This window comes from Bacteroides sp. AM16-24 (genome assembly GCF_003471885.1).
Taxonomy (GTDB): domain Bacteria; phylum Bacteroidota; class Bacteroidia; order Bacteroidales; family Bacteroidaceae; genus Bacteroides.
This window is the reverse complement of sequence record NZ_QRKI01000002.1, coordinates 246,151-262,005: the sequence shown is the minus strand read 5'-3', so window position 1 is coordinate 262,005 and position 15,855 is coordinate 246,151. Positions and strand designations below refer to the sequence as shown.

Annotated in this window: 11 protein-coding genes and 1 tRNA gene; 4 read left to right on the top strand and 8 right to left on the bottom strand. The window is 41.6% G+C overall.

What is annotated here, in order from left to right; translation table 11 throughout:
* The first annotated feature begins 272 nt into the window (after window positions 1-272).
* Genes DW182_RS03595 through DW182_RS03585 form a run of 3 tightly spaced genes read left to right on the top strand, consistent with a single transcriptional unit; the run spans window position 273 to window position 3,459 of the window.
* Window positions 273-938: a DUF2461 domain-containing protein gene (locus tag DW182_RS03595; RefSeq protein WP_118294817.1), complete on the top strand. Its 666-nt coding sequence runs from the start codon at window positions 273-275 to the stop codon at window positions 936-938.
* A gap of 39 nt (window positions 939-977) precedes the next feature.
* Window positions 978-1,424: a YhcH/YjgK/YiaL family protein gene (locus DW182_RS03590; protein ID WP_044534383.1), complete on the top strand. Its 447-nt coding sequence runs from the start codon at window positions 978-980 to the stop codon at window positions 1,422-1,424.
* A 25-nt stretch (window positions 1,425-1,449) separates the two neighbouring features.
* A complete protein-coding gene (locus tag DW182_RS03585) occupies window positions 1,450-3,459 on the top strand; it encodes an alpha amylase C-terminal domain-containing protein (RefSeq protein ID WP_117706448.1) in 2,010 nt (669 codons plus the stop codon).
* Between the two features lie 70 nt (window positions 3,460-3,529).
* Here the strand turns inward: DW182_RS03585 and DW182_RS03580 are convergent, their stop codons facing one another.
* From DW182_RS03580 to DW182_RS03560, 5 genes are all read right to left on the bottom strand, one after another.
* Window positions 3,530-4,285 (bottom strand): hypothetical protein, encoded by a 756-nt coding sequence (locus tag DW182_RS03580; RefSeq protein ID WP_117706450.1) that lies wholly within the window; start codon window positions 4,283-4,285, stop codon window positions 3,530-3,532.
* Between the two features lie 305 nt (window positions 4,286-4,590).
* A tRNA-Arg gene (locus DW182_RS03575) sits at window positions 4,591-4,664 on the bottom strand.
* A gap of 100 nt (window positions 4,665-4,764) precedes the next feature.
* Window positions 4,765-6,219 (bottom strand): AbgT family transporter, encoded by a 1,455-nt coding sequence (locus tag DW182_RS03570; protein WP_118294816.1) that lies wholly within the window; start codon window positions 6,217-6,219, stop codon window positions 4,765-4,767.
* The gene (locus DW182_RS03565; protein WP_044534580.1) at window positions 6,212-6,940 is read right to left on the bottom strand and encodes a DUF5932 domain-containing protein; all 729 of its coding nucleotides are present in this window, start codon (window positions 6,938-6,940) and stop codon (window positions 6,212-6,214) included. Before DW182_RS03565 ends, DW182_RS03570 begins: the two co-directional genes overlap by 8 nt.
* An 11-nt stretch (window positions 6,941-6,951) precedes the next feature.
* Window positions 6,952-11,304 carry a DUF5113 domain-containing protein gene (locus tag DW182_RS03560; protein WP_118294815.1) on the bottom strand — a complete coding sequence of 1,451 codons (4,353 nt, stop codon included), beginning with the start codon at window positions 11,302-11,304 and terminating at the stop codon, window positions 6,952-6,954.
* A gap of 172 nt (window positions 11,305-11,476) precedes the next feature.
* Here DW182_RS03560 and DW182_RS03555 point away from each other — a divergent pair, with 172 nt between their 5' ends.
* The gene (locus DW182_RS03555; RefSeq protein ID WP_181996166.1) at window positions 11,477-12,415 is read left to right on the top strand and encodes a ribose-phosphate pyrophosphokinase; all 939 of its coding nucleotides are present in this window, start codon (window positions 11,477-11,479) and stop codon (window positions 12,413-12,415) included.
* Window positions 12,416-12,503: 88 nt separating this feature from the next.
* On the opposite strand, the gene DW182_RS03550 is transcribed toward DW182_RS03555, so the two are convergent.
* From DW182_RS03550 to kdsB, 3 genes are all read right to left on the bottom strand, one after another.
* Window positions 12,504-13,661: a phosphatidylinositol-4-phosphate 5-kinase gene (locus DW182_RS03550; RefSeq protein ID WP_044532124.1), complete on the bottom strand. Its 1,158-nt coding sequence runs from the start codon at window positions 13,659-13,661 to the stop codon at window positions 12,504-12,506.
* A 125-nt stretch (window positions 13,662-13,786) separates the two neighbouring features.
* Complete coding sequence (locus tag DW182_RS03545) at window positions 13,787-15,076, bottom strand: pitrilysin family protein (protein WP_118294707.1); 1,290 nt, start codon at window positions 15,074-15,076, stop codon at window positions 13,787-13,789.
* Complete coding sequence (kdsB, locus tag DW182_RS03540) at window positions 15,070-15,819, bottom strand: 3-deoxy-manno-octulosonate cytidylyltransferase (RefSeq protein ID WP_118294814.1); 750 nt, start codon at window positions 15,817-15,819, stop codon at window positions 15,070-15,072. Before kdsB ends, DW182_RS03545 begins: the two co-directional genes overlap by 7 nt.
* Between the last annotated feature and the right edge of the window lie 36 nt (window positions 15,820-15,855).

Below are 15,855 nucleotides of genomic sequence, written 5' to 3'. Positions count from 1 at the left end.
TAAACAAATGATAAAAACACACATACCCCTTCGAACTTTTTCTGTGGAGGTGTGTTATATAATTGTGTTTTTCATAGTATTAGATATAAGATTAATTAAAGGAGACTGTACCCGCTTGTGATAAGTAAGTACATCAAAAACAGAAGCGTCTGTTTGATTGATAAATGTGTAAGGAGCATCGGTTTACCAGAGCCGATGCTTTTTTTGTCCATCTTTGTAGCATGTTAGGAAAATTATGCGTAATTTTGTCAGATAATAAGGAAAATACCAATATGAACATCCCTGTTATTTTTCAATTCTTGAAAGAAGTGTCCGCTAACAATAATCGCGAATGGTTCAATGCTCATAAGGACTTGTATGAAGAAGCCCGTGGGGAGTTTGAGAACTTGTTATCGGCTATAATTACCCGTATCTCGCTTTTCGATGAAAGTATTCGTAGCGTTCAAGTCAAAGACTGTACTTACCGGATTTATCGTGATACGCGCTTTTCGCAGGACAAGACCCCGTATAAAACTCATTTGGGCGGATACATCAACGCCCGCGGTAAGAAATCAGACCACTGCGGTTACTATGTTCACATTGAACCGGGCAACTGCCTGTTGGCAGGTGGTAGCTATTGTCTGCCTCCTAAGACGCTGAAAGCCGTGCGACAGGCAGTGTATGATAACATAGACGAATTTCGCGGTATAGTTGAAAATCCGGATTTCAAGCAATACTTCCCGGTGATAGGCGAAGACTTCCTGAAAACAGTTCCCAAAGGGTTTCCAAAGGATTTTGAATATGTACAATATCTGAAATGCAAGGAATACACCTGTTACTGCAATCAACCGGACAGCTTCTTTCTGGCATCTGATTGCGTGGATCGTACGGCGGAAATTTTCAAGCAAATGAAACCTTTTGCTGATTTCCTGAACTACACGATTGACGACTTTGAATAAAATTTGATCATAATATAACTAACTTAAAACATTAAAGCTATGGTAGTAGATAGATTAGAAAATTTAGAAAAATATGCATCGTTGAACCCCTTGTTCGCCCAAGCTATTGAATTCTTGCAATCACATGACTTGAACGCAATGGAAATTGGCAAAACCGAACTGAAAGGTAAAGACCTGGTTGTAAACGTAGCTCAAACTACCCCAAAAGCTAAAGAACAAGCCAAACTGGAAACACACAATGAATTTATAGATATTCAGATTCCTCTCTCCGGTGTGGAAGTAATGGGCTATACTGCAGGAAAAGATTGTGTACCGGCTAATGCTCCCTACAATGCAGAGAAAGATATTACTTTCTTCGAAGGACTGGCTGAAACTTATATCACTGTAAAACCTGGAATGTTTGCTATATTCTTCCCTCAAGACGGACATGCTCCCGGCATTTCTCCCGACGGTGTAAAGAAAGTCATTGTGAAAGTGAAAGCATAATAATCCAATCAAAAACTCATCCTTTATGGAAACATTGAACTTGATTAAGAACGACCCGTGGCTGGAACCTTTCGAAGATGCCATCAAAGGCCGTCATCAGCATGCGTTAGACAAAGAAGCTGAGCTGACGAACAAAGGGAAGCAGACCTTGTCTGATTTTGCTTCGGGATATTTATATTTCGGACTTCACCGTACTGCTGACGGCTGGGTTTTCCGTGAATGGGCACCCAACGCCACAGAAATATTTATGGTGGGTACATTCAATGAATGGAAAGAACTAAAGAAATATAGTCTGAAACGTAAGGATTATGGTGTTTGGGAAATCAAACTTCCGGCAGATGCCATGAGACACGGAGACTTATACAAACTCATTGTACATTGGGAAGGTGGTTGTGGAGAACGTATTCCTGCCTGGGCAACACGAGTGGTACAGGACGAACATACCAAGATTTTCAGTGCACAGGTCTGGGCACCGGAAAAGCCATATAAAGTTAAGAAGCGTACATTTAAACCTAATACGGATCCTTTGCTTATCTACGAATGCCATATCGGTATGGCACAACAGGAAGAAAAAGTAGGAACTTATAATGAGTTCCGTGAAAAAACTCTTCCACGCATTGCTAAAGCCGGATACAATTGCATTCAAATCATGGCAATCCAGGAACATCCCTATTATGGTAGTTTCGGTTACCATGTATCCAGTTTCTTTGCCGCTTCTTCCCGTTTCGGTACTCCGGAAGAACTGAAAGAGTTGATCGATACTGCACACGGATTGGGCATTGCAGTGATTATGGACATCGTTCATTCTCATGCAGTAAAGAATGAAGTGGAAGGCTTGGGCAATTTTGCCGGTGATCCGAATCAATACTTCTACCCTGGTGCTCGACGTGAACACCCGGCTTGGGACTCACTTTGTTTCGACTATGGAAAAAATGAAGTGATTCATTTCCTTCTCTCCAACTGTAAGTACTGGCTTGAGGAATACGGATTCGACGGTTTCCGCTTTGATGGTGTAACATCTATGCTCTATTACAGTCACGGATTGGGTGAAGCTTTCTGTAACTATGGAGACTACTTCAATGGCCATCAGGATGACAATGCCATTTGCTACCTGACACTTGCCAACAAACTTATCCACGAAGTAAATTCCAAAGCAATAACGATTGCTGAAGAAGTATCGGGAATGCCCGGTCTTGCTGCTAAAGTTGAAGATGGAGGCTATGGTTTTGACTACCGTATGGCAATGAATATCCCCGATTATTGGATCAAGACCATCAAAGAAAAAATAGACGAAGATTGGAAACCCTCCAGCATGTTCTGGGAAGTAACCAATCGTCGTAAAGATGAAAAGACCATATCTTATGCAGAAAGTCACGACCAGGCATTGGTGGGCGATAAGACGATTATCTTCCGTTTGATAGATGCCGATATGTACTGGCATATGCAGAAAGGTGATGAAAACTATACTGTGAATCGTGGTATTGCCCTCCACAAGATGATACGTTTACTGACTTCAAGTACTATCAATGGTGGTTACCTTAACTTCATGGGCAACGAATTCGGTCATCCTGAATGGATTGATTTTCCACGCGAAGGTAATGGATGGTCATGCAAGTATGCCCGCCGTCAGTGGGATCTGGTGGATAACAAGAATCTTACTTACCACTATATGGCCGACTTTGATGCTGATATGCTCAAAATCATTAAGAGTGTGAAAGCTTTCCAGACAACACCTGTTCAGGAAATCTGGCACAATGACGGTGATCAGGTATTGGCATACATGCGTAAGGATTATGTCTTTGTGTTCAACTTCAATCCGAAACAGTCATTTACCGATTATGGTTTCTTGGTTTCTCCGGGCACATATGAAGTAGTATTGAATACTGATAATCCTGCTTATGGCGGTAATGGATTGACTGATGACACTGTAAAACATTTCACTATTGCTGATCCTCTTTATGAAAAAGAGAAAAAGGAATGGTTGAAGTTATATATTCCTGCCCGGACAGCAGTAGTATTGAAGAAAACAAAATAAATAATATACCATAAATAAGAAAGCCGTGTCGGGAAATTCTAACACGGCTTTTTTTTCTTTTTTCGATAGATTATTTCAATTGCGCTTCAATTTGCGGCAATAGTTTCTTAATATTATCTATCATACTTTTTTCACGAGGTTTGTCTGCCGAGAGTAAGGGGAGTGCACGTTCCAGATACGTTTTAGCATTCTGGAAGTTCTTGTCGGCAATTTCTTTCTGTGCATCGTACTTAGCTTTATCTGAATTAGCTAATGGTGCTGCATTCTTCAGAACTAAAGCTGCCTTATTATAAGAAAGCGTACCCAAGCTGTACAATGCGTTGGTATTCTTTTCATCGTCAGCAAGTACTTGTTTGAAAGCTTCTTCTGCATCATCCAGTTTATTAGCCTTTTGCGCTTTAATACCGGCATTCAGATAATAATTAGCATGAAGTCTTTTCAATGTCTTGTTTTCCGGAGCCGCTTCTATACCCTCTTTCAGAGTAGCAAGATACTCACTGTCTTTTTTCAAATCCTTCAATGCACCGGCTTTACCTACATATGCATTTCCCAGATTATATTTCTTTTGAATAGCAATATCAAAATACTTGAGAGCATCTTCCGGTTTTTTGATTTTATCGGCACAGACGCCGCAGTTGTAAGCGATAACAGAGTCCTGATTGTTTGTCTGTGTCAAGTAGGTACTGAATTTTGTAAATGCTTCCTGGTAATTTTTAGCTTCGAGTGCTGCCTTTCCTTCGTTAATCAGATTTCCAGGGTCCGTAGTTTGTGCAAAAAAGTTAGTTGCTGCACAGCAAAGTGCAATGGATAACAAAAATTTTTTCATGTGCTTTAAATTTTAAAAGTTGATATCCCAAAATTAGTGTTCATAGCTATAGAAGCAAAACCATTTTAACTTTTTTGTAGTTTTTAGGACAGATGTAACAAATGTTATTTTACGTAAAATTCGAGGTGGGCTGTCTACAGAATAATAGCATGAGAAAAACGAATTATGTGCCTAATCAGAATAGATTATCTTTAGAATGAAAATAAATCATACAGGAAAGTTACTGTATTGTCTAAAACTACGTTAATTACTAAAACAAAAAAGTCACAAATGCTTATCTATTAGCGATTTGTGACTTTTCTATGTGATTCCGTTGCGATTCGAACGCAAGACCCACGCCTTAGAAGGGCGTTGCTCTATCCAGCTGAGCTACGGAACCATCCTTAATTGCGGTGCAAAGGTACGCTTTTCTGTGAAATTTGCAAAGATTTTACGCAGAAAATATTTTGTAAATAGATGCTTTTATATCCGATTAGATGTTATAATCCTAATGGTAAACCAGTTACATACCATAAAATAAATAACAAAGTCCAGGCTAATAATATATAGAGAGAATATCTCCAGGTATATTTCAGTAATGAACCATAGGTCGCTTGCTTATCATATTGCTGCATGTAAGTAAGGATAAGAGGCATGTAGAACATGAAAGGAGTGATAGCATTGGTGGCACTGTCTCCAATACGAAAAGCGCATTGTACCATATCCGGAGAAATCCCCATATTGGCAAAGAACGGAACAAAGATGAAAGACATGAAAGTCCACTTGGCAGTAGCAGAGACCATAATAAGGTTCACAAGTGCTGTAAATAGAATAAATAGAATGAGTATCCATAAACTCCCAAGATGGATGGACGAAAGCATGTCCGCTCCCATAATGGCTATACATTTATCCAAATGAGAATACTCGAAACACGCAAACATCTGAGCAGCAAAGAAAGCGATGACAAAGTAAACACCTAACAATTTCATAGGTTGAGTAAGTCCTTCAATCACATCCCCATCTGTACGGTAACGACCGGAAGCAAAGCCATAAACCATCCCCATAAGCCCGATACCAAAAGAAAGCAAAAACAGAATGCCTTCTATAAAAGGAGATCGGATCAGACCACCATTCACACTACGTAAAATACCCCATGAAGAGAAAGTAGCCCAAAGAATCACGGTTGTATAAATCACCCCGATAAATATTGCACCTATTATAGCACGGCGTTCTTTGCGGGATAATTGCTTATAGCCATTGAAACGAATATGACCGGCATACTCGCCCAAAGCCGGAAGAAGATTACGGCGAGTTACCTGATAAATGATAAAAGCCAGCAAGAAAGTAGATGCAAACAAGAAATAGTAATTGCATAAAGGCCCTGTATTTCCAAGTGATACATTTGCCATATCCGCGGCTTCCTGGGTACTGGCAGCAAGCATAGGATCCAAAGTACTCAACATCAGGTTAGCGCTATACCCACACGAAACAGAAACGTATGCCGTAATAATACCTGCAACCGGATGCAGTCCGACCGAATGAAACAAAGTTGCTGCAATCGGTAAAAGAATTATGTATCCGGCATCCCCTACTACATTGGAAAGCAATCCCAAGAAAATAACCAGTATCACCATGCGCCACGGATTATGTTTATGACGTGCCCCACTACGAATACAAGCATCTATAAAACCTGAATGCTGTGCCACCCCGATACCAAACATAGCCACAATTACTAAGCCTAACGGAGCAAACCCCGTAAAATTAGTAACCACATGCCGCAACAGCCAACGAACACCTTCCGGACTAAGCAGACTTTGCACCCGGATCTCCTCCCCTGTTTGCGGTTGAAACACGCTCAGACCGTAAATGTCAAATATCCATGATAGGACAATGACAGCCAGCGTCAACAAGAGAAACATTGTTGCCGGATGCGGTAGACGCCATTTATTATTCATCATCTGCTTCCAGATTATCTATATCAAGAATACGGAGTTCCAAAGCACGCACTACCAGACGGGTTGCATTCACTCCTACCCGCTCTCCTTGTGAAAACAGACGGTTTACTAAATCATTCTGACGCTTTTCCAAAGATTTAACCCCAAAAGGCATACCTTTCAGGTTAGCAATCATATCTTTGGTATATCCCAGTGCCAAATGGCGTAGGAAACGTTCGTCATACTCATCGATATCATAACTGATAACTGCTTCCTGGCGTTTGGCATCATTCGCAACAGATTGCTTGAAACGGTCTACAATCTTTTCCAAAATAGGATAATTGAAAACCAGCTTCTTTCCATCCATCACTGCCTGTACGTCCGTTTTCGTAAGCAGCTCACCTGTTTTCAAAATTATACCGTCAGCACCCGCATTCAGAACATCCACCCAAAGCTTTTCATTCAGAATTTCTCCGGTAAATATGAGTACGTGTACTCCCGGATAACGTTTAAATATATTCCGGCAGATATCCACACCAATAGTAGTAGAACCACCCAAGCCTAAATCCAGCAATACCAAGTCAGGAACTCCGGCCTCTATCAATGTCCAGAATTCACTTTCGGTCATAGCCGTACCGATAACTTCTGCGTTGGGTATTTCATGGCGGAAGATTTCTTCCGTTCCTTTCAGTTCAAGCTTAACATCTTCTACAATAATTACTTTGAATTTCTTGTCTTCCATATTCTTTAATTTTATTTTCTTCTCGGTATCGTGAAATAAACTGTAAATCCACCATTCTCAGCCGGTTCAGCATTAATGCGACAGCCACGTTTTCCGGCAAACTCGTCATGGTCGCGAATAATCTGCTTGCAGACGAGATACTCCGTACCTCGCAACTCTCCTTTTTCTCCTGTTGCCGTCATACGTTCCAGATTTGGATAGAAAAGTTGATTTAATTCCTCACGAGTTTTCGTCCTTCGCGTGTCAGTGAAAAGGAAACGAATATATTCTCCGTCTACTGCTGCTACCAAATGTATTTCTCCATCCAGAGGAACAGACAAGGCTTCGTCTATCAGATTCTCCAATAAAAAGCGGAGTTGGATAAAATCTCCGACCACTCTCTCATCAATAGCTCTTGTAGAGAAAGATACAGCAAACTCTTTTCCCTTATTCGCTTTACGGAAATATTTTTCTGCCAGAGCAAACAACTCCGCTACGGAAATTATCCCGCGACGGAACGCAACTTCTTCCAACTGTCGTGATGCGCACGAACTCAATATGGTAAATATGCCTTTATAATATTCTATCAATTCACTGATAGCTGAAACTGTCTCTTTTTCTTCCGTTTCTGAGAGAATACCTGAACGGAGTTTACCAATGAGTTGCTTGATCTTGTTTGGGTAATAAATCGTCTCGTGCTTGATGGTGGAAAGACAATTATCAAGCACCATATTCTGCACATGCAACATACCGTCCTCCCATGATGCCCGGTGTGCTTCTTCATGCGCTGCTTCGATGTCGCGGTATTTTGTTGCCAGTTTCACAACAGCATTGAAGACCACAATCGCTATATACCGCGCAATCAATTCCAACAATAAATGAGCCGTCTCCTGATCGACACTCTCCTGCCGTTCAAGATATAACACACCCACACAGCGCGAATCACCCGCAGCATCCACCACCAAAGGCAAGGCTTCAAATCCCGGTGCAGACAGTTGGGTGTGCTGTTCAAAACAACGCTGAACTACTTCCTTCCAAAGTTCATCTTCTGCTGTAGATGTTCCATTATCTCCCGCAGAGGATAACTCATTTTCTATAGAATTTGATGCATATTCCAGTTGATGCGTCGTTTCATTATAAACGGCGATTCCCAACCGATCAATATTTAGCAACTCATTTACGGCATCGAAACCTTCGTCAACGATACGCTGAGGAATGGCTTTCAGGGTATCTTCTTCCCGTTGCAATGCCTCTTCTGTTTCGGGAACTTGTATCAAGGAGGCAGCAAATATCTGTTTATTGATTTCCAAAACCTGTTCCAGGTTCCAACGGTTTACAAGACGTTTACGAATATACAGGATGTAATATCCTAAGAGCAACATAGCTATAAGTCCGATAAACAGGATTACACCCACCATCTTATTATTGGTGGAACGTTCCAGTTGACGACAATATTCCTCCAAAGACTGATCTTCACCCAGCAATTTGTACAAAGTTGTATAGGCGGCATTATTATAACTGTATGCATCCCATTGTTTCAACGCAAGAAAAGCGACAGCCGCCTCATTCCGGATATCCAGAATGACATGAAAGTCCGAATTGAAAAGATCATTCCACCAGGATAATTCACCTGGCTCCCCTTCCCCTCTCAACGACATATAGCGCTGCGGCTCCTGGGCATACCTTTTATAATGCGCATTCAGGCAAGACATGGCAGAATCTACATATTCCAAAGCCTGTTCAAAATTTCCTTCCACATTACTATAATAGGCATCATTGGCATAGTCGGACGCCTCATTCAGCAGAGCCTCAAACTCATTTTCCGCAGCTAATGACAAAGAATCCTGAGCCGTTTGCGCGTAGATTTCATCCGGTTGCATCACCGCTTCCTCCACTGCTTTATTGCACGAACTCATGCCTATAGAAAAGAATATGCACAGAAATATCATCAAAGTTTTACGCACTCCTGTAGGTAAACGGAAATAGAAACGGCTGCCCTTCCCTAAAGTACTTTCTACATTGAACAAACAGACTCTGAATACTTCATTCGTCTTCCGGTATTTCTCAATGATACCTTTACAATTCATCAGACCAAAGCCGCTTCCTTTGTTTTTCAGCAGTTCTTCCCGGTCGGCAGCATCCTGTATGCCTATTTCCTGCGAATTATACAATTTCTCACCGACAATACGCGACACATCTTCTTCTGAAAGGCCATAACCGGTATCTTCTACTGAAATTTCCACATATTCTTCTGTCGGATTTGCATAGACTTTTACCTTGCCTCCCTTTGGAGTATATTTACGGGCATTTTCTGCAAGCGTGTTTATCATAAACAGTGTCAACGCCTTGTCAGCTTTTACACAGGTATCCGTTGGCGTCACTTCCAGTTGTTGCTGTTTCATTTCGAAAGCACGGCCTCCTTTCCGTATCAGATCGAAAAGCTCGTTCAACCCGAATGTTTCTATATTCAAGCTCAGACTACCCTGTTTCATTTTAATCCATAAAGCAAGGATATCATTGTATTCATTGATGGTTGTCACCAATTCGTCCATATATTGATACTTCTCAGCTTTGATGTGTTCGTCATGGATAAAACCCTTTTCCGTCAGTTTATGTACTTCATTAATAATACGGTCTATGTACGGATGAATACCGTTCACAATGGCCATACACGCTTTCTTTATAAGATTCTGACGTTTATTTCCGGCTATATGCTGTTCGTACACATACCGTTCTTTCTCCAACCGGCGACGTTCGTCACCCAGCGAGATGGAAGTCATACCGTTGTCAAGTGCCCATGTAATATAAGGAGCAATCACATGTAGTATTGCCTTCTCATCCTTTGTAAGACGTTTGGGTAATACCAACTGTCCATCTTCTATCCGGATGTCTTTTACACTGAAAAGTTCCTCTATATCTGTCTGCACAGCAGAAAGAATGGCATCTACAATTTCTTCTTCCGTCTGTGCGTCCGTGGGAATAGAAGCAGTTATTTTCTGACAAATGTCCAACATCTGCCTCAAACGGTGCAAATGGACATGATTACGTTCTTTAGACCGCTTATTGAATATCCAAAAGAATAAAACCACCAGTATAAAACCGACAATCACGAAGAAGAGCAAAATATTGAGTTGCCGGGCTTCACTTTCCAAAGCCTGATAACGGCTTTCCAACTCCTTATCCTGACGGGTATCTTCCAGAATATCCAGATAAATATTGCGATTATAATCGGAGTGTTGCTTCATTTCCAGTCCGGCATACGTAACACTCAGTTGTTCGCGAATACGTGAAATCCATTCTGGCACAGTACGCAACTTACGCTCTATCCATGCTTTCTCTGAAGAAATGGTATCCCGCATATCATAGGTTTTCAACCAGTCCAAGCTATCGTGGCAATCATAAAAACGGCGATGATGGCTGTTCACACACTCCAAGGCAAGCGTCAGAGTGTCCAATGCTTCGGCGTAGTTATCATGCGCATTCAGATATTTACCAATAGAAACATAGGCACCGGCAATCTGATACACATCATTATATTGCTTGAATTTCTTCAAAGCCAATTGTCCTAAACGCATGGGCAACAAGGAATCCACAGGAACATCAAACTGTTTCAACGCATGAGAACGCCTGACCTGGAAAAAGTCATAATTATCGGGAGATGCCATCAGGTTAGCAAGCCCTTGCACTCCATTACCTTCAAAATACAAGTATCCTCCGCGGGATGCCATTTTCCAAGTTGTATACAGTTCGTCGAATTCACGCAAACGACGTTCATCCGCCGTTTCGCCATCACAAAGTGCTGCCGATCCTTTTATATAATGATAATACAATAACTGGTTCGTATCTGCCGCAAGTTCTTCCTGCGGATAGATTTCATTGATGGAAGCTACCGCTTCCGGACGTTGTTGCAGATAGTAATAATAAACTGCGGAAACAATATAAAATTCGGAGCGTGCATAGTTCAGTCTCAACCGTTCGTGTTTATCTACGAAAAGCTTGTTATCTTCATCTATTCGTTTCATGCGGCGGAGGGCACTGTTCCGATAGTCATAAAATTCTTTGTTCATGGCTGTCCGCTGATAGATTTTCATCAATCCGATATCGGCAACCAGCAGCTCCAGTTCATTTTTCGTGAGGCTGTACACATCCTTATGAAACTTCTCCGCTTTCTCAAAATCCATGCGCATAAAAGCACAAAAACCCAGATTATTGGATGCTTCCGCTTTTCCCTGACTATACATATTTACTTTTTCATAAGCTTGTGTGGCAGCATGACAAGAAGAGTCCAGGTCTTTATAACGATAAGAATAAGCCACTTGGTTGAGCGAATCGATAAGATGTACTTCCTTGGTGGGGGCAGTACCCACACAAGAAATCATTACCATGTAAAAACACAGTAAGCCCACCAATCGTATATGAGGAAACCGTTTCACTTAGCAAAGCTACAAATAAATCCGGGAAAGAAAAAAGATTTTTCTACAATAAGTCTTGTAGAATGTAGCGGGAAATTCATAACTTTGCAGCCGTATTAAACAAATAGGTAACATCTATTACAAAATGAGCGAAAAAGCACCCGTAATGGTATTCTCCGGAACTAACTCGAGATACCTTGCAGAGAAAATCTGCGCAAGCCTTGATTGCCCTCTGGGAAAGATGAACATCACCCACTTTGCTGATGGTGAGTTTGCTGTTTCCTATGAAGAGTCAATTCGTGGCGCACATGTATTCCTGGTTCAATCCACCTTCCCTAATTCCGACAATTTAATGGAACTTCTGCTGATGATCGACGCTGCTAAAAGAGCATCTGCGAAAAGTGTTGTTGCAGTCATTCCATATTTCGGTTGGGCACGACAGGACAGAAAAGACAAACCTCGCGTTTCTATCGGCGCAAAGTTAGTAGCTGATTTACTTTCAGTAGCAGGTATCGATCGTTTGATTACGATGGATCTCCATGCTGATCAAATCCAAGGTTTCTTCAACATTCCGGTAGATCACTTGTATGCTTCGGCAGTGTTCCTACCCTATATTGAGTCCTTGAAACTGAAAGATCTTGTAATTGCTACGCCGGATGTGGGTGGTTCCAAACGTGCCAGCACATTCTCAAAGTATTTGGGAGTTCCTCTGGTATTGTGTAACAAATCACGTGAGAAAGCAAACGAAGTTGCATCCATGCAGATTATCGGTGATGTAACCGATAAGAACGTAGTATTGGTAGATGACATCGTAGATACAGCCGGTACTATCACCAAAGCAGCTAACATTATGTTGGAAGCCGGTGCTAAATCAGTACGCGCTATTGCAAGCCACTGTGTAATGTCCGATCCGGCATCTTTCCGTGTACAGGAATCCAGTCTGACTGAAATCGTATTTACCGATAGTATCCCCTACTCTAAGAAATGCGCAAAAGTAAAACAACTCAGTATTGCTGATATGTTTGCAGAAACCATTAAGAGAGTGGTGAATAATGAGTCTATCAGTTCACAGTATATTATCTAATAGAGAATTGGATATAAAAAACAAAGGCTGCGCAATATATTGAATTGCGCAGCCTTCATTTTTTATTTAAAGTTTCAAATCTTAATCTCTACTCCAGTCTTCCCATTTTGTACGTGCCCTTTTTTATTACTTTCCCGTTTTTATCCGTTTCAACAAAAGGACCGTGCTTTTTGCCTTGCTTGAAGAAGCCTTCGTAACGATTACCGTTTTTATCCTCCTGTATACCGTTACCTTCTTCCATACCATTCACAAAACCACCTTTATATTTAGTTCCGTCTGTCATAATCAGGGTTCCCTGACCATTGAACTGGTTGTTTTTCCATTCGCCTTCGTAAGAATCGCCGACATTCCATTTATAAACTCCGCGACCGTCACGCTGGTTGTCTTTCCAGTCACCGTCATAGACCGCACCACTTGCCCAAGTAAACACACCTTTACCGTGTTGCATACCGTCCTTGAAGTTTCCTACATATTTGTTACCATTGGCGTAATAATAAATACCGGCTCCGGTACGTTCACCCTGCACATACGAACCTTCATAGCGGTCGCCGGTGTGGAAGAAGTAAATGCCTTTGCCATGTTGCATATCATCTTTCCAATCGCCTACATATTTATCTCCGTTGGCGTATTCGAAAGTTCCTTTTCCATCACGCACATCGTTCTTCCAGTCACCTTCATATTTACAGCCGTCATTCCATACAAAAGTACCTTCACCCTCTTTCTTATCATTCTTCCAGGAACCTTCATATTTGGAACCGTTTTTCCAGGTGTATGTGCCTTGACCTTCACGCTTATCATTTACCCAGTCTCCTTCGTAAATGTCACCGGTGTAATAGTACATTGTACCTTTGCCTTGCTGATAATCTTGAAACCACATGCCGTCATAACGGTTGTTGTTCATAAAATAGTAGATACCCTTACCGTGTTGCTGGTCCTGAAACCATTGTCCTTCGTACTTTTCACCGTCAGGGAATGTATAAGTACCATATCCTTCACGTTTTCCTTTCACATATTCACCCTCGTAGACATTACCATTCTTGAAAACCGTCTTCCCCTTTCCGTTGGGTTTGCGTCCTTTCATTTCACCTGTATATACGGAGCCGTCTTTGAAGGTATGAGTTCCTATCTTTATTTCAGAAGAGAAAGTCGTTTTTACTTTATCGAAGAAACCGGATTTCTTTTCCTGGGCCGTCGCCCCGCCTTGGGACATGAATACCAGAATGAGTGCAGTATATAGATATTTCATTGAAAATTATAAATTAGCGATTTTAATAATAAGACGTGTAAACGTAGCAACTTGTTACACGTCCTATATAGTATTTGCACAAAGATACAATTAATCTGCTAAAAGGAAGGGGTATTCCACTTCTTTTATGACATTTTTTTGCCGGATACGATTTCTTTTAATGTCTCTTTGCACAAATAGCGTGAGGCAAGTTCACGTATCTCGGCAGGAGTAATTGTCTTCACAGCTTCCACGGCATCCCTCACATAAGAGTCCGGGAGACCGGAAGTATGAATAAAGATCCAGGCATCCGCCAGTGAAAAAGCAGACTCATAGCTACGACACATATCGCCCAGCATATAATTCCTCACCATGGCAAGTTCTTCGACAGGTACGAGGTCATTTTGCAGGCGGTCTATTTCATGGTAAACTTCTTTGATAAGCGGTTCTACAAATTCATTGGCTGTCTCTGCATTGACAACCAGCAACCCACTATCGGGATAAGGCATAATACCGGCAGATATACCATACGTATATCCTTTATCTTCACGAATGTTAGACATCAAACGGCTACCGAAATACCCTCCGAACAAGGTAACCAAAACACGGACTTTCAAATAATCAGGATGGCGTCGGTCCAAAGAAAGCATTCCCATGCGAACAGCACTTTGCATTGCATCGGCACGCTCGGTAAAAATACGTTTCTCAGAAGAAGTTACCGGAACATAGGACAGTTTTTCCGGTTTGCGAAAATCTTTGCCGAAAGGTTTACTTCCAAAAAGAGTTTCAATACGACGGATAGCGTCTTCGCTGACTTTCCCCGCAAGATAGATACTGCAATTTCCGGAGTGATAATATCGGTCGTAAAAAGATTGCAGGACAGAAGGGTTGATCAAATAATAATCTTCCTTCTGCACTAATTGACCGCACGGATGCGTATCGCCATATACGGCATTTATCAAAGTGCGATGGGCCAGGAAATCCACCTTGGAGCTGTTTACAAGAAATTGTTGGATATTGCTGTCGATAATCACTCCCAGCTCTTTTTCAGGGAAAAGAGGTTCTTTTACGATAGATTCAAAGACATCTAAAGTCTCCGGCAGATATTTATTTAAAGAATAAAGAGTGATATAAGCATACTCGGATGAGCTGGAAAGTTCCAACCAGGCACCATAGTAATCCAACTTTTCGGCAATGGCCGCGGCCGAATAACGCCGGGTACCTTCGCGCAGCATCCGGTTGGTAAACAAAGCCTGCAAGCGTTGATCTTGTTGCCAGCGCCCACCTTCCATCAACAGGTCAATTCGGACTACTTCATTATCCCCGGCATTGAGTATATATAAAGGTATGCCATTTTTCATCACCCGACACTCGGGAGATGGCACTGCCAGTTGTTCCGGTTCACGAATAAGGGGCTGGATAGATCTGTCTAACATATTTTCAAAAATTCTTCAGCCTTTTCCAAATCCTGGGGAGTATCAATGCCGATGGTCTCTACTTCGGTAATACCGGCTTTAATGGTATAGCCATTCTCCAACCAACGAAGTTGTTCCAGCGATTCTGCCAGTTCCAGTGAAGATTGCGGCAACGAAGTAATCTCTTTTAAAACTTCAGCACGATAAGCGTATAATCCTATATGCTTATAATAAGTGTGATTTTTCAGCCAATCCTGTTTTTCCGCATTCCGCTGATAAGGGATAATAGAACGGCTGAAATAGAGTGCATTCATATTCTTATTCAGCACTACTTTCGGAGAATTGATATTCTCCAAAGCTTCAAATCCATTCTCAGGAGTGAAAGGTTTCACCAGTGTGGCAATTTGGGTTGTAATATCATTGAAGCAAGCTTTTACAGTTTCCAGTTGGGAGGGTTGAATAAAAGGTTCATCGCCCTGAATGTTGACTATGACATCAAAGTTTCCCCCTATTTTAGTATATGCTTCATAGCAACGATCCGTACCACTTTTATGATTCACAGAAGTCATCACTACTTTACCTCCGAAAGCTTTTACAGCTTCTTCAATCCGTTCGTCATCTGTAGCCACATAAGCATCGTCCAAAATACCGGCCACTTGTTCATAGACTCGCTGTATTACAGTTTTACCTCCCAGCATAGCCAACGGTTTTGCAGGAAAACGCGTGGATGCATAACGGGCGGGAATGATTCCTAAAAACTTCAACATGTTTATATTTACAATTTTACAATTTAATAGATC

What these genes read in the sequence shown, in the direction of transcription:
- DW182_RS03595 (WP_118294817.1), top strand. Translation starts at nt 273, where the DNA reads ATGAACATCCCTGTTATTTTTCAATTCTTGAAAGAAGTGTCCGCTAAC.
- DW182_RS03590 (WP_044534383.1), top strand. Translation starts at nt 978, where the DNA reads ATGGTAGTAGATAGATTAGAAAATTTAGAAAAATATGCATCGTTGAAC.
- DW182_RS03585 (WP_117706448.1), top strand. Translation starts at nt 1,450, where the DNA reads ATGGAAACATTGAACTTGATTAAGAACGACCCGTGGCTGGAACCTTTC.
- DW182_RS03580 (WP_117706450.1), bottom strand. Translation starts at nt 4,285, where the DNA reads ATGAAAAAATTTTTGTTATCCATTGCACTTTGCTGTGCAGCAACTAAC.
- DW182_RS03570 (WP_118294816.1), bottom strand. Translation starts at nt 6,219, where the DNA reads ATGAATAATAAATGGCGTCTACCGCATCCGGCAACAATGTTTCTCTTG.
- DW182_RS03565 (WP_044534580.1), bottom strand. Translation starts at nt 6,940, where the DNA reads ATGGAAGACAAGAAATTCAAAGTAATTATTGTAGAAGATGTTAAGCTT.
- DW182_RS03560 (WP_118294815.1), bottom strand. Translation starts at nt 11,304, where the DNA reads ATGGTAATGATTTCTTGTGTGGGTACTGCCCCCACCAAGGAAGTACAT.
- DW182_RS03555 (WP_181996166.1), top strand. Translation starts at nt 11,477, where the DNA reads ATGAGCGAAAAAGCACCCGTAATGGTATTCTCCGGAACTAACTCGAGA.
- DW182_RS03550 (WP_044532124.1), bottom strand. Translation starts at nt 13,661, where the DNA reads ATGAAATATCTATATACTGCACTCATTCTGGTATTCATGTCCCAAGGC.
- DW182_RS03545 (WP_118294707.1), bottom strand. Translation starts at nt 15,076, where the DNA reads ATGTTAGACAGATCTATCCAGCCCCTTATTCGTGAACCGGAACAACTG.